Annotated in this window: 15 protein-coding genes; 8 read left to right on the plus strand and 7 right to left on the minus strand. The window is 53.8% G+C overall.

Annotated elements, in window-relative coordinates; all coding sequences use genetic code 11:
* Positions 1-409: 409 nt before the first annotated feature.
* Positions 410-991, minus strand: a complete 582-nt coding sequence (locus tag ROA7450_RS20205; RefSeq protein ID WP_085807776.1) for a GNAT family N-acetyltransferase — start codon at positions 989-991, stop codon at positions 410-412.
* Positions 992-1,010: 19 nt separating this feature from the next.
* The gene (locus ROA7450_RS20210; protein ID WP_085807777.1) at positions 1,011-1,496 is read right to left on the minus strand and encodes a GNAT family N-acetyltransferase; all 486 of its coding nucleotides are present in this window, start codon (positions 1,494-1,496) and stop codon (positions 1,011-1,013) included.
* Positions 1,497-1,672: 176 nt separating this feature from the next.
* Between ROA7450_RS20210 and ROA7450_RS20215 the strand changes: the two genes are divergently transcribed.
* From ROA7450_RS20215 to ROA7450_RS20240, 6 genes are all read left to right on the plus strand, one after another.
* Positions 1,673-2,305: a tyrosine-type recombinase/integrase gene (locus ROA7450_RS20215; protein WP_085807778.1), complete on the plus strand. Its 633-nt coding sequence runs from the start codon at positions 1,673-1,675 to the stop codon at positions 2,303-2,305.
* A 238-nt stretch (positions 2,306-2,543) separates the two neighbouring features.
* Positions 2,544-3,551, plus strand: coding sequence for a BMP family protein (locus tag ROA7450_RS20220; protein WP_085807779.1), 1,008 nt, complete (start codon positions 2,544-2,546; stop codon positions 3,549-3,551).
* Positions 3,552-3,557: 6 nt separating this feature from the next.
* Complete coding sequence (locus ROA7450_RS20225) at positions 3,558-5,099, plus strand: ABC transporter ATP-binding protein (protein ID WP_085807780.1); 1,542 nt, start codon at positions 3,558-3,560, stop codon at positions 5,097-5,099.
* A complete protein-coding gene (locus ROA7450_RS20230) occupies positions 5,089-6,138 on the plus strand; it encodes an ABC transporter permease (RefSeq protein WP_085807788.1) in 1,050 nt (349 codons plus the stop codon). Before ROA7450_RS20225 ends, ROA7450_RS20230 begins: the two co-directional genes overlap by 11 nt.
* Positions 6,139-6,142: 4 nt before the next feature.
* A complete protein-coding gene (locus ROA7450_RS20235; RefSeq protein WP_085807781.1) occupies positions 6,143-7,087 on the plus strand; it encodes an ABC transporter permease in 945 nt (314 codons plus the stop codon).
* Entirely contained in the window at positions 7,087-8,364 is a 1,278-nt protein-coding gene (locus ROA7450_RS20240; protein WP_085807782.1) for an amidohydrolase family protein, read from the plus strand. The genes ROA7450_RS20235 and ROA7450_RS20240 overlap by 1 nt, the downstream gene beginning before the upstream one ends.
* A 936-nt stretch (positions 8,365-9,300) precedes the next feature.
* On the opposite strand, the gene ROA7450_RS20245 is transcribed toward ROA7450_RS20240, so the two are convergent.
* The 5 genes from ROA7450_RS20245 to ROA7450_RS20265 all read right to left on the minus strand — a co-directional run bounded on the left by ROA7450_RS20245 (position 9,301) and on the right by ROA7450_RS20265 (position 14,660).
* Positions 9,301-9,936, minus strand: a complete 636-nt coding sequence (locus ROA7450_RS20245; RefSeq protein ID WP_085807783.1) for a GntR family transcriptional regulator — start codon at positions 9,934-9,936, stop codon at positions 9,301-9,303.
* Positions 9,937-10,040: 104 nt separating this feature from the next.
* Entirely contained in the window at positions 10,041-11,027 is a 987-nt protein-coding gene (araD1, locus tag ROA7450_RS20250) for an AraD1 family protein (RefSeq protein ID WP_085807784.1), read from the minus strand.
* A gap of 12 nt (positions 11,028-11,039) precedes the next feature.
* The gene (locus tag ROA7450_RS20255; protein ID WP_085807785.1) at positions 11,040-12,242 is read right to left on the minus strand and encodes a RidA family protein; all 1,203 of its coding nucleotides are present in this window, start codon (positions 12,240-12,242) and stop codon (positions 11,040-11,042) included.
* A gap of 22 nt (positions 12,243-12,264) precedes the next feature.
* Positions 12,265-13,509 (minus strand): M20 metallopeptidase family protein, encoded by a 1,245-nt coding sequence (locus ROA7450_RS20260; protein ID WP_200812994.1) that lies wholly within the window; start codon positions 13,507-13,509, stop codon positions 12,265-12,267.
* On the minus strand, positions 13,506-14,660 hold the full coding sequence (locus ROA7450_RS20265; protein ID WP_159454118.1) for a pyridoxal phosphate-dependent aminotransferase: 1,155 nt from the start codon (positions 14,658-14,660) through the stop codon (positions 13,506-13,508). The genes ROA7450_RS20260 and ROA7450_RS20265 overlap by 4 nt, the downstream gene beginning before the upstream one ends.
* 596 nt (positions 14,661-15,256) lie before the next feature.
* On the opposite strand from ROA7450_RS20265, the gene ROA7450_RS20270 reads away from it, so the two are divergent.
* Both ROA7450_RS20270 and ROA7450_RS20275 read left to right on the plus strand, forming a co-directional pair.
* A complete protein-coding gene (locus ROA7450_RS20270) occupies positions 15,257-16,867 on the plus strand; it encodes an ABC transporter substrate-binding protein (protein WP_085807787.1) in 1,611 nt (536 codons plus the stop codon).
* Positions 16,868-17,221: 354 nt separating this feature from the next.
* Positions 17,222-17,692, plus strand: a complete 471-nt coding sequence (locus ROA7450_RS20275) for an AAA family ATPase (protein WP_234999617.1) — start codon at positions 17,222-17,224, stop codon at positions 17,690-17,692.
* The last annotated feature ends 324 nt before the right edge of the window (positions 17,693-18,016 follow it).

Consider the following 18,016-nt stretch of genomic DNA (forward strand, 5'->3'; position numbering starts at 1 on the left):
ACCTGTTTGGCCAGATCAATGCCGATTGTTGTAACTTGCATTGGGTAGCTCCTTTCCTAGCAGTGATAAACAACTGCAGTATGGCGCATTGCGACGCCGGTTGGAGCAGGAGCTATCCACCCCATCGGGTTCGGCGACATTTGTTGCCCGGCAGAAACTTGCTTGCTGCACCTGCAAATGGATGCTGCGTCAGCAACATGGCCAAACATCAATGTCGGCAAAGTCCGCTTAGCAGTCCTTCATTTCGGCAACGCTAATGGCCGCTATGCGGACTTTGCCGACCTTCGTCGTTCTCCCAGCAGTGGCAGGTCTCGAGCAACGCAGTAAAAAGATTGCTCGTGATCGCTGACGCCACTTTAGCCGATAAACAAGAGCGGTCTGTTCCACGAAAGACTGATAACACCCATGGTCATGACAGCGACTTGACGAGGAGAACCCAGTTTGCGGTCTCAGTCTCCCACCCATCTTTGGCGCATGGGGCTTTGTCCAATTCAGAGTATCCCTTTCGCTCGTATAGACGTCTCGCTCCCACGTTTTCATCAGCCACAATAACACTCATTTTGTTGTAGCCCGCGTCGCGGGCTATCTCGTCGGCGACATCAAGTAGTTTCGAACCAAGTCCCTGACCTCGGTTCTCTGGGTAGCAAGCCAGAACATTAACATACCAGCTGTCTAACGCTTTGTTTTCCAACTCCTGCAAGGGGCGGAACAAGGCTGGGAAGTCATCTCCAATTTCTTCTGGTTCAGATCCGATACCATAACCTGTGAGGCCAGCAACCACCCCGCTTCCAAAGTCAATTACGACCACTTGCCCCTCGCGTGCCTTTTCGGCCTGTCGCACGCGACCGACGGCCCAAGGGTCCTCGCCACCTTGTGCAAGCCCGGTCCAAACATGGAGCGGCAGGCCTTCGCCTGCAAAGTTCACCAAGTCCGCAAGTGCATGAGCATCAGTTTCAACCGCCAATCTCAAAGGATTTTCAAGTGGTATCACTTCTCTCACTCCAAAGAATTCAAAGTTTCATAGACATGTCATGCCAAGTCATTCCCCCATGGTCGGAAGTCGATGGCTGTAAATAGCTGTATCCAAATCTCTCGTAGAATGGGACGTGGTGATCTTTGCATATGAGATGGATTGTGGATTTTCCCATCCTTTTCATGCGCCCCACAAATTCGACCATCAATGCCCGCGACAGACCCTTGCCCTGATACGCAGGATCAACAACAACAGACATTATTACGACATTTGGCGCGTCGGGGTCATGGCCAACAAGCTCTTTGAAATCCTCGTCAGACATTTCGACTTCATGAGCACATCCACAATTGATAAAGCCCACGATCTCGCCTCGTTCCTCAAGAATGAGGAAACCATCGGGATAAACCTCGATCCGTTTGGATATCTTTTCGAGGGTTGCCGCCTCGTCGCCTTCATAGGCAACAGTTTCGATCTCAAAGCATCGCTGTGCGTCGGCAGGTTTGGCGTTTCGGAATTCGTTCATGCGCCTACACTATTCGGGATGCATGAAGTTGCAAAGCTGCCGTTCGTACTCCGCGCATTATTCCAGAGGTTTGGGCTCGGAGCCGACCTCAAATGCGACGCAGCATGGTGTGATACACTGCCTCGTCAACGTCGGGTTGGCGTTGCGGCGGGGCGTGGTGGATTGGAGGACCCACCATGCACATCCCGAATTTACCCGCCATTCGCGCCTGTCGCCCTGCTTGGAACAAAGGGTGCATCGTCGGCCAGAAAAGGCCCTTGCTGCCGAAACACGTCGGGGCGATCCGTGTTCGATTAGAGATCGCGGACAATTTCCGTGACCTAGCGCTCTTCAAACTTGCCATCGACAGCAAGTTGCGCGGTTGTGATCTGGTCGAACTTATGGTGGCCGACGTTTATGCCGCTGGTCAGGTAAAAGAACGAACATCAATCATCCAAAGCAAAACGCAAAAGTCGGTGCGTTTCGAGATTACGGAAGGAACTCGAAAATCACTCCTGAGGTGGATGGAGCAACCATTGATGGTCGGTTCGGAATACCTCTGGCCCGGGCGTTTTCACGAGCGCCTTCACATTTCAACACGGCAATACGCACGGCTAGTCCGCGAATGGGTCAAGTCGATAGGGCTGGAGCCGAGTGCGTATGGCACCCACTCGATGCGCCGAACCAAGGTTTCGCAGATTTACAAAAAGACCGGTAATCTGCGGGCGGTTCAACTGTTGCTGGGGCACACAAAGATGGACAGCACGGTCCGATATCTTGGAGTCGAATTGGAAGATGCCTTAGCAATCTCGGAATCCGTTGAAATCTGAAAATCAGGGCCGCCTTCGCGGGCGGCCCGAAGCCGCCGCTCAACGGCACTAGTCAAGCCGCATTGAAAACGCCAAAGTAGACGCTGCCAAGACAGCAGGTCTATGAGGTTGGCCTATTCCTGACCCTGAGCACATTTTCTAAGCAAGTTATGATCGTCTGGGCCCCTCATTCTCAAAATTCTTGACCAAATGATAAAATTACGTGTTACTTAGAGTCAATTGTCACGGGGAGGACATCATGAAGACATCACTATTTCTCAACCGCCGCCAATTTCTGATGACGACCGCAGCATCGTCACTTTTGCTTGGGGCCGGTCGCGTTGCTGCCGCAGAACCGATTAAAACCGCCGGGATCTATACCGTGCCCGTCGAGCAGCAATGGGTCAGCCGCATCCACAACGCCGCGCTGACAGCACAGGATCGCGGGGATATTTCCTATAGCTACTCAGAGAACGTCAGCAACACAGACTACGCCCGTGTGATCCGCGAATATGCCGAGGCGGGCAACAAGCTGATTATCGGCGAGGTATTTGGCGCCGAACAAGAGGCACGAGAAGTCGCCGCAGAATATCCCGACGTTGCCTTCCTGATGGGCTCAAGCTTCAAGGAAGACCCGGCGCTGCCCAATTTTGCGGTTTTCGACAACTATATTCAGGACGCCTCTTACTTGTCCGGTATCATTGCCGGCTCCATGACCGAAACGGGCAATATCGGCATGGTTGGCGGCTTTCCAATCCCGGAAGTGAATCGCCTGATGCATGCCTTCATGGCCGGTGCACGTGAAATGAACCCCGATATCACCTTCCAGGTCAGCTTTATCGGTAGCTGGTTTGATCCGCCAAAAGCCAAGGAAACGGCCTTTGCAATGATCGAAAACGGAGCAGATATCTTGTATGCTGAACGTTTCGGCGTTTCCGACGCCGCCAAGGAAAAGGGCATTCTTGCAATTGGCAACGTGATCGACACGCAGCCGGAATATCCTGACACCGTGGTCGCCTCGGCGATTTGGCATTTTGAACCAACCCTGGACAAGGCCATTGCCGAAGTGCAGGCCGGTAGCTTTACAGCCGCTGACTATGGCATCTATTCCTTTATGAATCAGGGCGGAACCTCCCTAGCACCCTTGGGCACATTCGATGGCAAGGTACCTGCCCCTGCGCTTGACCTTGTCAAGAAACGCGAGGCCGAAATCAAATCGGGTGCATTCTCTGTGACCATCAACGACGACGAACCGACATCGTCATAACCACCCATGGACACCTCTGTTGTTGAGGCGCTGAACCTCGAAGATATCACCAAGCGCTTTGGAACGCTGACCGCAAATGATGCGGTCAACCTTTCCTTGAGCGAAGGCGAAGTTGTTGCCTTGCTCGGTGAAAACGGGGCAGGCAAAACTACGCTGATGAACATCCTCTTTGGCCAATATACGGCTGATAGCGGAACCGTTCGGGTGTTCGGAAAAACTCTGCCACCTGGAAACTCTCGCGCTGCGCTGGATGCGGGTGTGGGGATGGTACACCAGCACTTCACCCTAGCCGACAACCTGACTGTTTTGGAAAACATCACTCTTGGGGTCGGTTCACTATTGAGCACAAGCGCGGGTCGATCGGCCGCCCGCGACCGGATCAAGGCGCTGTCTCAAAAGTATCACCTGTCCGTGTCGCCGGACGCCCGTGTCGGGGCGCTGACGGTGGGTGAACGGCAAAGGGTCGAGATACTTAAAGCGCTTTACCGCGATGTGCGCATTCTTATTCTTGATGAGCCGACCGCAGTTCTGACGCCGCAGGAAACAGATGATCTGTTTGCGACCCTCCGGCTGGCCATAGCGGATGGTTTGTCGGTCATATTCATTTCCCACAAGCTACATGAGGTTATGGCGATATCGGACCGAGTTGTCGTGTTGCGGCACGGTAAGATTACGGGTGGCGTTCGCACCGCAGATACCGACAAACACGCGCTGGCGACCCTGATGATGGGCACAGAGGCGACACCACCCAAGGTACCCCAATCGACACCCGGGCCTGCTTTATTGAAACTGGATCGCGTGACAACACCGGATGTCGGCAACGCTCCGGGGCTCAAGTCGGTGTCTCTATCTTTGCATGCCGGGCATATCATCGGCCTGGCTGGCGTTTCCGGCAATGGCCAAGCCGCAATTGCGGATGTGGTTGGTGGGCTGGTGAAACCCGCCGAGGGGCGGATCGAGATCGCCGGATCTGACATCAACCGGTGGACCCCGCGCGAAGCGGTAAAACGAGGCATCGCTCGCATCCCCGAAGACCGACACAAAACCGGAACGATTGCGGATTTTGATCTGACCGAAAATGCAATTCTTGAACGCTACCGCTCAAGGGGGTTCAGCAAGGCTGGTTGGCTGAATTGGCGCAGTTCACGGGCCTTTGCCGAGGCCATCATCAAAAAATACGATGTGCGTTGTCCGGGCCCAGACACGCCGATCCGAATTTTGTCCGGTGGGAACATGCAAAAACTAATACTGGGGCGCGTGCTTGAGGCCGCACCGCAGGTTATTCTGGCCAATCAACCCGTGCGCGGGCTGGATATCGGCGCAGTCAATTATGTGCACGGCCAGTTGCTGGAAGCCCGCGCCAGAGGGGCCGCGATCCTGTTGATCTCGGAAGATCTGGATGAGGTCATGGCCATGTCCGATGTCATCCATGTGATTGCTGACGGAAAGCTCTCACCCGGATTTGGCCGGGGCAGTATGACACCCACGGAGCTGGGCCTATGGATGGCCGGACAAGGGTTTGAAAACGAGAATGCGCATGCGTCTTGAACCGATAAACAACCCCAGTTTTGGGCGCAAACTGGTCCCACCTGCATTGGCGTTGTCTGCGACAATTGTGATCGCATCGCTTTTGGCAATGATCGCTGGCGCAAACCCCTTTTCGGTTCTGGGGCTGATCATCAAGGGCGCATTTGGGTCGAAATTCGCGCTTCTTGAAACGCTCAATCGGGCGACACCGCTGATCTTTACGGGGCTTGCCGTTGCCGTGGCTTTTCGGGCCAAGTTCTGGAACATCGGGGCCGAAGCGCAGCTATACGCCGGCGCTCTGATCACGGTTTTGTTGGGAACCGGAGCCTTGGTGTGGCCAAGTGGCCTGATCCTTCCTGTAATTGCGTTGATTGCGGTGTTTGCGGGTGCGAATTTGCTGCTGGTACCGGCGCTTCTGAAAACCCGGTTTGGGGTGGATGAGGTGGTGACGACCCTGCTTTTCAACTTCATCTTCCTGCTGTTTATTTCAATGCTGTTGGAGGGGCCATTGAAAGATCCAATGGGGATGGGCTGGCCAAAATCGGCCCGACTGATCCCCGAGGCCCGCTTACCACGGATCGTCAATGGGTTGCGTTTGCACTGGGGTTTCGCCCTTGCGATCATATCGGCGCTTTGCGTCTGGGTGATCCAGACCCGCAGTACCTTAGGCTATGAGATGCGAGCCGTGGGCCTAAACAAACAGGCCGCAGGTTTCGCGGGCATTCCGGTGAATTTGGTGTTGGTTAAAACCGCGCTGCTGTCTGGCGGGCTGGCCGCCTTGGGAGGCTTTTCCGAGGTCGCCGGGCTGAAGGGGAGCCTGACTCTCGATCTGTCACCCGGATTTGGTTACACCGGCATCATCGTGGCGATGCTCGCCCTGCTCAATCCGCTGGGTGTGGTGATCGCGGCCTTGTTTGTGGCCGGCATATTTGTCGGCGCCGACAGCATGAGCCGGGCCGCAGACGTACCAACCTACCTAGCCGATATCATGCTGGCTATCTCCCTTTTGCTGATGGTTCTGGCAATCATGCTGACGCGGTTTCGCGTAGTGAGGGACTAGCGCCATGGACATCGTCGAAATCCTCTTCACCGCTAGTTTTTGGGCCGCAGCGATCCGTATCGCCAGCCCACTGATTTTTGCGACCTTGGGAGAATTGATCTGTGAGCGCGCCGGTGTCTTGAACCTTGGCATCGAGGGCATCATGGTTTCCGGTGCATTTGCGGGCTGGATGGCGGTCTATTCGGGCACCGGGCTTTGGGTTGGTGTCAGCGTTGCAATGGCTGTTGGGATGTTGTTTGGGTTGTTGCACAGCACGCTGACAGTGCCCTTTGGCCTGTCCCAGCATGTAGTTGGACTGGGCGTAACACTTCTGGCGACCTCGTCAACCTACTATGCGTATCGGCTGGTGCTGCCAGAGGTCACCAGCCCGCCCAAGATCGTCGCATTTCAACCCTATGAAATCCCATTACTATCTGACATTCCACTGCTTGGGCCAGCTCTTTTCTCGCAAACGCCGCTGACCTATCTGGCCTTTGTACTTGTTGCAGTTGTCGGGTTGGTTCTCTACCGAACGCCCTTGGGTTTGGCCGTGCGTGCCGCGGGTGAAAACCCGGCTGCGGTCGCCGCACAAGGCCTTTCGGTGACCGCTATTCGCATGGGGGCTGTTATCATTGGCAGCGGGCTGATGGCCGTCGGTGGCGCGTTTCTAACGATGTCCGCCTTTGACAGCTTCTTTTTTGAGATGGTCAATGGGCGCGGCTGGATCTGTATTGCTCTGGTTGTCTTCGGGTCCTGGCGGCCGGGCAAGGCAATGCTTGGGGCAGTGCTGTTTGCGGCCTTCGATGCGCTGCAAATCCGGGTTCAGCAAACAAGTATTGGGGCGCAGGTTCCCTATCAGATATTCTTGATGATGCCCTACATTCTCTCCATTCTAGCATTGGTAGTAATGTCACGCCGGGCTGAAGTACCCGCCGCACTTATGGTGCCATTCAACAAGGGGGAGCGGTGATGTTTGACCTGATTGTAAAAGGTGGCTTTCTGCCGAACGGCAGCGTCGCTGATATTGGCATCTCAGGCAGTAAGATCACCGCCATAGATCAACTCGGCACCGCCGAAGCAAGGCAGGTCATTGATGCAACCGGCGACTTGGTCAGCCCGCCCTTTGTTGATCCGCATTTTCATATGGATGCGACGCTGTCCTATGGCCTGCCTCGCATCAACGCCTCGGGAACCCTGCTGGAGGGCATTGGGCTTTGGGGTGAACTCAAACAGGTCATGACCCAGGACGAGGTGATTGATCGCGCTCTGCACTACTGTGACTGGGCGGCCAGCATGGGATTGCTTGCGATCCGCAGCCATGTCGACACGTGCGACGACCGGCTGTTAGGGGTCGAGGCGCTGCTGGAGGTTCGTAATAAGGTCAAAAACTATATCGATCTGCAACTGGTCGCATTCCCTCAAGATGGGTTCTACCGCGACCCCACGGCGCGCGAGAATACCATCCGCGCGCTGGATATGGGCGTGGATGTTGTCGGCGGTATCCCGCATTTCGAACGCACGATGCAGGATGGTGCTGCGTCAGTGACTGAACTGTGCGAAATAGCCGCCGCACGCGGCCTGCAAGTGGATATGCATTGTGACGAGACGGATGACCCACTATCGCGCCACATCGAAACGCTTGCATTGGAAACCCAGCGGCTTGGACTACACGGGCGTGTGGCGGGTTCGCATTTGACCTCAATGCACTCTATGGACAACTACTATGTCTCGAAACTGCTACCTCTGATCGCAGAGGCTCAGATCAATGCGATCCCGAACCCTTTGATCAACATCGTTCTGCAGGGGCGGCACGATACATACCCCAAACGCCGCGGTCTGACCCGGGTGAAAGAGATGCTAAGTGCTGGGATCAACGTTGGTTGGGGACAGGATTGTGTGCTTGATCCGTGGTACTCACTAGGAACAGCAGACATGCTGGACGTGGCTTTTATGGGGCTACATGTGGCGCAGATGACCAGCCCCGAAGAAATGCGGATCTGTTTCGACATGGTAACTGTGAACAATGCAAAGACGATGGGTTTGCAGGACTACGGGCTTCACGTCGGGGCAAAGGCCTCCCTGGTCGTGCTTGATGCTGGCACCCCAACCGAGGCCCTGCGGCTACGCGCAGCGCGTTTGCACGTTGTGGCAAATGGCAAACTCATCAGTCAGTCCCCCCGCCCAGATGCTAGGCTCAATATCCAGGACCGCCCTTCTACGTCACACAGACGACATTTGGGCGCGTAGCAGAAGGCCTAGGGTCAGGATTCACAACTAGAACAAGCCGGTAGCAGTTCTGCGCGTTTTATCTTTTTGTTGTTGATCTTGAGCCTGTTGGCTGAAACTCAGTACATCTGAAAACGTCCTTGGCCAAATCCGGCCCGACTGTCTTTGCCGTCATTGAGTGGCTCCATCCCTCGCAGACGAAAACACCAGCACTTTCGCGCCATATCCCGGCCCCCCTGAATTGGTTCTGGCTGGCCAAGAAAAACAGTTAGTTGACGAACTGAAGTGTACTTTGGGAAAGCTGAGTCTCAAGCGGTAACGCGGTGCTGGTGCATCTAAGCGGATTTGGCATGGGGCAAATGTCTGCTTCCGCTGAGGTTACGCGTCTTGTACGCACCCGCAGCGAAAGTCCGATTTCCGCCCGCCCTCCAGGAACCCGTGCAAGCGCAGCGGAAATCAAGCAGGTGCAGCGAACGGCAGCAAGGTCCCGCGTTGCTGCCATTGATAGAACGACGATCTAAGGTCTGCTTTGCGGACGAAGCCTCCTTTTGCTCTTGCAGCTATTGCTCACGAAGCACCGGTTCGCAGTTGCGGCGCGTTCATCGCTGCATTGTAGCCGATTTCGCCATACCGGCCATTCAAGGCGACAATGAAACCCCGATCTTAACCCACCTTTTCGCTGCCACGTGTCGGAACTCGAAAGTCGCGGGCAAACTGGGTATTCGTTGCGTTTGCACCAATAGCCGGTTCCGGCGCTTTACAGCTTTAGGAATTAAAACATCACGCGCGAAGCTATCATTTGCAGCACCCGTTTTCAGAAGTTGACCTTAAGATCTTTCCATTCTGCCTGCAGGGCAGCAAGCATGACCCGCAGTTTCATGAATTGCGATGGCATTCGCTGTGCAGAAATACATTGCTCAAGATTTAGTAGCTACCTAAGGGTTCACAAAACACAATCTACTCCCTAAAAAGCCGTCTTAGTTTCTCGGTGTAATAGCGAATGGCATCTTGCATTGCCTTCTGGGCAGCGTCGCCATCTTTTGCCTTGAATGCCTCGATTATCGCGCCGATCTCTGCAATCAGCGCGGATGCGAGTTCGGCGTGGGCATCCTTTTCGGGAATCGTGTGCCATACCCGAACCGTGACATTGAAGAGGAGCTCCGACATCTCGAAAAGGGTCTTATTGCTCGCCGCTGCCCCGAGCACCGCACGGTATTCGCGCGAAAGCGCGTTGAGATCATCTTGAGTTCCAGCATTGACCAAACCCTCGCATTTGCGCTTGATTGCTTCAAGTTGTTCGATCTGCGTCTGAGTTACACGCAACGCAGCCCGTCGACCAAGGTCACCTTCGAGAATAAGCCTGACCTGATACGCCTCTTTAACCGCATTTAGCTCAGCCGGAGCCACCATCGCACCTGCCCGCGGGATGATTGTGACGAGTTTTTCCCATTCAAGCCGTGCAAGAGTCTCACGGATGGGTGTCCGGCTAACGTTCAATTCTTCTGCCAGAGCAATTTCATTTATGAACTCTCCGGACTCGTATGCCCCCGACAGAATTCGACCCTTGATGACGGAGTAAACCTCTTTAGCCATATGATCCCCTCAAGACATATCGAGGATCAAATATTTAAAGGGTTGAAAATTTACAACCCAAAACGAGGTGTTCATCATATCAACGATATAATGTGCTCCGCACATTACCAAAGTGGCTGCGCGCGCGGGATGGGGAACGGCGTGCCGAAGCGGACAGAGTTGATCAGTGGCAAGCCAAAGATCTCGCAATCCAGCTGAAACACATCACCGTCTTCCACTACCTCTCCCTGCGCTGTGCTCATCACCGCATTACCAAGGTAGAGTACGTGGATATCGCCCGGAATGTACCACTCGCTGTACTTGAAGTAATGTGCCTCAATGTTGGCAATCGAGTGCAGCATGTTGGCTTCACCAGTTCGGAAATCAGCTTGCCATTGTACACGGTCACCCCGATGCAATGAGATTCTAGCCGGAATGTCGTCAGGTAGATCTCCGACTAAAAGCTCAGGCCCAAGCGACACATGGCGTTTTTTGGATTGCGCCAAGTGGTAGACGTTTTTGAAATACATCTGCTCGTCGGAAAATTCATTGCCTAGCGTGTAGCCGATACAGAATGGAGTTTTGTCCGGGCCGATCAGATAAATCCCCGCAATCTCGGCCTCTTCACCAGGACCGTCTCCATAAAACGGGTGTTCGACCGCCCTGCCTGGGGGCACAATGATGTCACCATTACCCTTGAAGAACCATTCCGGTTGCGCCCCCCAGTTTCCTGTTGCTGGTTTTCCACCGCGCTGACCCAGCATCAGGGTCTTGTAATGGTCGGGCCAAGTGCTTTCATCGGTTCCATGATCGGGTTCAACCGTCACCCATGCCTTGTGCGACAACCCCGAGCCGCTGACCAACAGATGCGCCGGATCCGGGTGATCAATCGGGGTCAAAACGCGCCCCGATTCAAGAGCCGCACCAAGATCAATCACCTCATCTGTCAGATGGTCATTGACGACGGCGGGTAAGTTGGTTTGCGAGTTCACGACACCCATCGCGAGGCTTCGGATATCACTTACACCCGCCAGTTTGCGGCTGATGCCGTTTGCATCGGTTGCGCAGACCATTTTCTGACCCTGTTCGTTCAGCAATTGTGAAAGTCTCATGGGTTCCTCCGGCTATTTATCTTTGACAAGGATCGCTTCAACTTCAATGCGCTGCCCCGAATAGGACAAGCTGTCGAGCGGAAGGCCCACGGAACCGGGGCCAGGTTTTTCGAAGCAATCGCTTCTCGTTTGTAGATTGGAGTTGAACTCGTCTACTGTACTCAGGACGTAGTAGGAATTGGTCTTGTGCACATCTTGCAAGCTTCCGCCGAGATCGTTCATCAGGGTGCCGATCCGCATCATGGTTTGTTTGGTTTGTGCAATCTGATCGCCCATTGCGCCAACCGTGCCATCCGCGCACACAGTTGAAATTCCTCCAGCGAAAATCATGTCCTCACAAGCCACAGCGTGCCGCCACATTGTCGGGCCGGGGCGTGTGATGTTGTCGTCTGCCTCCGAGTGACGTTTTTTCAAACGCACGCCATCCTGCCCGCGCATTGCCCATGCGCTCAGCATGATCTGCTTACCTGACGGGAAAAGCTGCGGCAGAGGAATGGCAGTGAGGCTGGGTGCGGCGTCGCCAAAACGGGCCTTGAGTTGCCGAAGGCAGGCGGCCCAATCACTGGGAGAAGTCGAAGCGTCATAGAAAATATTCAACCGCACCACATCGGAAAGATCTGCGTCCAGACCGGCCAGAACATATGTCAACTGGTCAAGGATCACACTGCACTGGCCTACGATATCGCCGGGGCGCAAAACTGTACCATCGGGTGCGCGCGCAACCTGTTCCCCCGCATAGATCATTTGCCCGCACTTCACGCCTTGTGATAGTGGCAATCCGGGATGATATAGACCACCCGGATCGCAACTGACCTTGGGAATCACTTCGTCGGTTTGCCTTCGCATTGCATAGGTGCAAATCTCAACAAGCAACTCGGGCAAAACCAAGCGATCAAATGGCACCATTTCCAGCGTCGCGCCTTTCAAGTCTCGCATTTGGTCGAGAATGCTTTGGCGATAAGTATCCTCGTCCACATCGCCTTTGTTCACGTAAGAAACCCGCAGATTGGTGATGTCTGAGACTTCGCAATCGATATCTGCCAGCAGCTTGCGAATATGGTTGAGGCTAACGGTGGTTTGGGCATCCAAATCATCGGGGTGGTCTAAATCAAGTTGTGGGTTCAGCACGACCATATCATTGGTGTGTATGGCCATCGTCCAAGGATGATCCACATCCAGTTCGAAATTCTTCGGGTTAAAGTTTTTGCGTGGCATTGGGGCCTCGGATGCTAAGAGATCAGTTGGGTGTATTTTGTACACACCCATTCAGGTAATGGATGGCGCTGGTCACATGCAGTTCCACACCCGTGGCCAGCCCGTCCTCATCAATGTCAAAGCTGGGATGGTGGTGCGGGAAATCTGTCTTCTTTTCCTTGTTCGCAACGCCCACGAAATAGAAAGTGCCAGGCACCTCCTGAGAGAAGCGGCAGAAATCTTCGCCGATCATGGTGACATAAGGGACAATCTTTTGACTTGTCCCGGCGATGACGTCAGCTGCTGCATTTCGTACAACCGCACTTACGGCCGGATCATTCACCACTGCGGGGTCATGGAACGTCCATTCCAGTTCATAACCGACACGGTGCGCGGCGCAGATGTTAGAAACGATCCGCTCAAATCGGTCCAGCACGTTTTCGCCCGGCTCTTCACGCGAATTGAATAGACACCGGAGCGTGCCATGAAGCTCCACCTTTTCGGGAATGATATTGGCCACAGTGCCAGCGTGGATCGAGCCAAACACGATGGCCACGGACTTGTGGGGACTCAGCTCGCGTGTCTGTATGGCCTGAACCTGTTGGACAACGCTTGCCGCGGCCAAGATCGGGTCAATTGAATCCTCCGGAACCGCAGTGTGACCACCGAGACCCTGCAAGGTTAGCCGAAACACATTGGCCTCCGCCATCACCGGGCCGTCGTCTGCCGAAATAGCACCAGTCGGCAAGCCGGTCATCAGATGGGTCCCTATGACAGCGTCAACCGTAGGGTTTTGCATCACCCCGTCCTGAACCATATCGAGCGCACAACCGTTTTCCTCGTTCGGCTGAAAAACAAACTTGATGTCGCCTTTCAGGTTGTTCTTGTTCTCGGTCAGGATTTTCGCGGCTATCATCATCATTGACGTGTGCCCGTCATGCCCGCAGGCATGCATCACACCGGGCGTTTTTGACTTGAAGTCCAGTCCGGTCATTTCTTCAATTGGCAGCGCATCCATATCGGCTCGCATCATCAGGGTTTTACCAGGCTGCCGGCCCCTCAATAGACCGATTACTCCGGTGCCGCACATCCGCGACACTTCCAGCCCTAGTTTTTTGAGATAGCGCTCAACAATGCCAGCAGTCCGATGTTCTGCCATGCCCAGTTCAGGGTGCATGTGAAAATCTCGCCGCAATTCGATCAATTCCTCTTCCAGTTCTTTTACGCGGGTCTTGATGTCAAATGGCATGTTTGAGGCCTCTGATATTGGGCTGAGGGAGTGTGTCATGTGTGCAAACTCTCAATGGCAAGTTTGATGCGGGTAATCGCTTCGCGCAGCTCGGCATCTTCGACTGCGAAGGATAGGCGCAGATAACCCTCTCCATTTTCGCCAAAGATCACACCGGGGATGGTTATGACCTGCTGATCGTTCAGGATGTGGCAGGCCAAATCCCAAGATGAAAGCCCCAGCTCTTTGATGTTGGGAAATGCGTAGAATGTGGATTCCGGCATGATACAGGATACGCCGTCAATGGCGTTCAGCCCCTCGTAGACAATGTGCCGCCGCCGCTCATATGCGTCGGTCATTTCCTGCACGCAATCTTGCGAACTGGTAATGGCGGCAAGGGCTGCGCGTTGCGACACAGCCGTAACCCCCGAGACAAGATGCTCCATCAGCTTCTCCATCTCGGCAATCACCGGCGGAGTGCCCACAGCATAACCCACGCGCCAACCGGTCATGGCGTAGGTCTTAGATAAGGTAAAGGCCGTGATAGTACGGTCTTTCATACCATCGAGGGATGCGATGCTGACATGCTCGTGACCATCGAACATCAGGTCTTCGTAGGGCTCATCAGAGAAGACCAAAAGGTCATGTTCAATTGCAATTTTTGCAATCGCTTTCATAATCGTGCGGTCAAACACGGCTCCAGTCGGGTTAGACGGTGAATTGATCACGATCAACTTGGTTTTGTCGGTCAACGCATCACTTAAATCTGCAGGATCGAGCCGAAATCCGTTTTCCTCGCGCAATGGCACGGAAACCGGCACGCCGCCGAAGAGGCGTATCTGAGAAAAGTAATCATAACCCGGGTCCATGACGATCACTTCATCGCCAGCTTCGATAAAGTTAAGCATTGTATTGAAGACCACCTGCATCGCCCCGACCGTGACCATGATCTCGGTTTCCGGATCTGCGACGATGCCGTTTTGACGTATCAGCTTCTCAGCGATTGCCTGGCGTACATCCAGAAAGCCCTGTGCAGGAGGGTATCGCGTATAACCCTCATCCAATGCGACTTTGGCGGCGGCGATGATGTGATCCGGGGTATCAAAATCAGGCTGGCCGATCCCGAGATTGATGACATTGTCGAGCTTACTCGCTTTGGCGTGCATGTTTCGAATGCCGGACCATTCAACGCGTGCAATGCGTTTGGTCATTCCGTTACCTTCAATCATACAGCTACCTCTTCGAGCATTTTGCCTTCACCGCCCGCAATTCGGCATCACACCGAATCCGCCCAGCCTTATGTTCAATAGCATTGTAATATTATTAATATAACTCAAGCATTTTTTATAATATTGACAATGTATCAATATAAAATTAACCTTATCGCCTGACGCCCACTGGCCGTACATAGCGCTGAGGCTGACACACTGACGGGAGCCAATGCCGATAGTAGATTGTGCAAATGATCACGTTTTCCTTGAAAGAAATTCCAAGAGATATCGTTGCAAAAAGGGAGAGGGAACATCGTCCATTTTGATTTTGAACTAGCAAAGCATAAAGCATGAAGCCAGACGCTTGGGGATGCTGCGTAAATCGCACCCTTTGCAGCGCTTAACGCTTTCAGTCGCGATCTGTTCATTGATCCGATGAGCAACTTCGTTCCGTTTCAAAAAACTAGAAATGAACAAGTATGCGTTTCTATTCAACCCGCACAACAACATTGAGAACTGATTGGCCTCATACAGAGATAACCGATTAACTGAGCCAATATAAACGATAACAAAAATGAAAACCCATAGGAGGTAATATGACCAAAAAACATGATCATGTGATGATAGATCGGCTGGCTAAAGCTGCCCGCGAGGGCAAAGTCTCGCGCCGCTCCTTCATGAACTATTCAATGGCTGCGGGCATGACCGCGTCGACCGCAACCGGCCTGTGGGGCACATCGGCCAACGCCGCGCCAAAACGTGGCGGCACGTTCCGCATTGCACAACATGACGGTAACACCAGTGATACGCATGACCCAGGCACATACCTGTCGTTTGCGATGATCGCACTTGTACATACACACCGTTCATTCCTGACTAAAATCAACACCGACCAGACCCTCGGCGGCGATTTGGCCACAGAATGGACAGCGACACCGGACGCCATGGAATGGACGTTCATGCTAACGGACAAAGCCACCTTCCATTCTGGCGGCAAAGTGACGGCCAAGGACGTTCTGGCCTCAATGAATCACCACCGCGGCGAAGATTCTGCCTCGGCTGCGAAAGCCCTGCTGTCCTCGGTTGTTGAGATCGTGGACAATGGTGACAACTCGGTCACTTTCAAGCTGGACAGCCCGAATGCGGATCTGCCATGGATCATGCCCGACTATCACCTGCCCATTTGCCCTGCGAATGAAGGTGGCACCATCGATTGGCAGTCCGCCGACGGCTCTGGCCCCTACAAACTGGTAGAGCACGAATTCGGTGTAGGCTCGCGTCTGGTCCGCCACGACGGGTGGCATGGCGAAGGTGCCTATTTTGACGAGGTCCAATTCTTGATCATCAACGATCCGAATGCCCGTCAGACTGCATTGCTAACAGGGGATGTGGATGCGGTATCGTTGCTCGAGAACAAAACGATCAGCCTGCTGTCGCGGGATCCGAATGTCGAAGTCGACAATGTCCCATCGGCAAGTTGCATTACCATGCCAATGTTCACGGATGTTGCCCCGTTCGACAACAATGATGTGCGTATGGCGCTAAAACTGTCGATGAATCGCGAAGAGCTGATCGAAAAGATCTCCTTTGGAGCCGCGACGATAGGCAATGACTTCCACCATTCGCCTGCGATGCCCTATTATCCAGAAGGCATTCCGCAGCGTGAGTACGATCCGGATCAAGCCAAATGGCATCTGAAGCAAGCCGGTGCTGAAGGTCTGTCTGTCAATATCAGCACGGCGGAATCGATTGCCACGGGTGCGGTTGACATGTGCATTCTGTATGCCGAGCAGGCCAAAGCAGCCGGGATCAACATCAATGTGGTGCGCGAACCCAATGATGGCTACTGGTCGGACGTTTGGCTGACCAAGCCTTGGTGTGTTGTGAACTGGGGCGCACGTCCGACACCAGACGTCATGTATACGTTGACTTATAAAGATGACGCCGCTTGGAACGAAACTCATTGGAAGAATCCACGTTTCAACGAAGTGCTGTTGATGGCGAAAGCTGAACTGGATGATGCGAAGCGCGCAGACATGTATCGCGAGATGGCCATGCTTCTGCGTGATGACGGCGGTGCGCTTATTCCGTTCTTCCCGAACTTCGTCTATGGGCGCCGCGCCAACGTCAAGCACACCGGCCAACTGGCTGCAAGCTGGCAGATGGACGGTGCACGTGCTGCAGAGCGCTGGTGGTTTGAGGGCTGAAAAAACCAAGGTAGGTCCTTACTTAATGTAGGGCCCTATCCCAACCCCATGACTATCGACGATACAGAGCTATCCGGGGCTTTTATCTAACGCAAATCTATGGGCTTTTCGGTACCCTCGCGTGGCGTCTCCGCGATAGCATTCGACGGCCAAGAGCCCATTGCCACAATTTGCTTTTCTAGCTGAGCTTGCCTAACTTATGGTTGGTCTAGATGAGTTCTGACTATTATAGCATTCCCTTTCATCGAGTAATTCGAAGCTGAAACATGTGTGACCATATGTTCGTCGTGACCGACGGTCCCGGCTCTGGCAAAAGTAGTTTGATTGACGAACTGGCCCGGCGCGAATCGAGAAATGTTTGCAGAACTTATGTTGGGATGGGGCTTACGTTCGTATCGCACGGCTTTGGCTATGAATGGCTGCGTCCTGGTGGATCGTAGAATACCCGATATCATCGGCTACCTCCCACTCTGCGACCTGCCTGTTCCAACTCATATCCAGATGGCAGAGAACCTCTATCCCTACAACGAACAGGATTTCCTTGGATCATATTGGGACACCATCTTCGTTCAGGACGCCGAACGCAAACAGGGCCGACAAAAAGCCAAGGTAACTGGCAAGGTCATGGTTGAAACCTATACTCGGCTTTGCAACCAGCTCACCGAGCTTCCGTCAGTTGTTATCAAAGAACGCGCTGACGTTGTGGTGGATTGTCTGAAGTCCGTACGACGGATCCGTCTGCGGCCTGTAAATTCTCCCTTTGGAAAATGCTGCGCAAACCACGAATGGCCAGTATTCACGCCGCATAGCAGCACCAAAATATGAGCAAGTGCAGCAATTCTTGTGCTGCGTGCGCGTGCGGCATGAAATGCAAATTTACAGGTTGGGCTCCAAGCATGCGTAATTGGGCTGCCTCTGTTTTGAGGTCGAGCTCCCGATAGGATCACAGGATAGCTGTGAACAAGGGAGATAGATGATGGATTACTTTGTTGGACTGGATGTGTCGCTGCGGTCATGTGCGCTTTGCATTGTAGACACCAAGGGTACGGTGCTGGTTGAGCGGGAACTGCCTTGTGAGGTTGCTGATATAGCCGCGTGCCTTGCAGGGTTCCCGCATCCGATTGAACGTGTTGGATTGGAGGCTGGAAC

The sequence above is a fragment of the Roseovarius albus genome, assembly GCF_900172335.1.
In the GTDB taxonomy this organism is placed as follows: Bacteria; Pseudomonadota; Alphaproteobacteria; order Rhodobacterales; family Rhodobacteraceae; genus Roseovarius; species Roseovarius albus.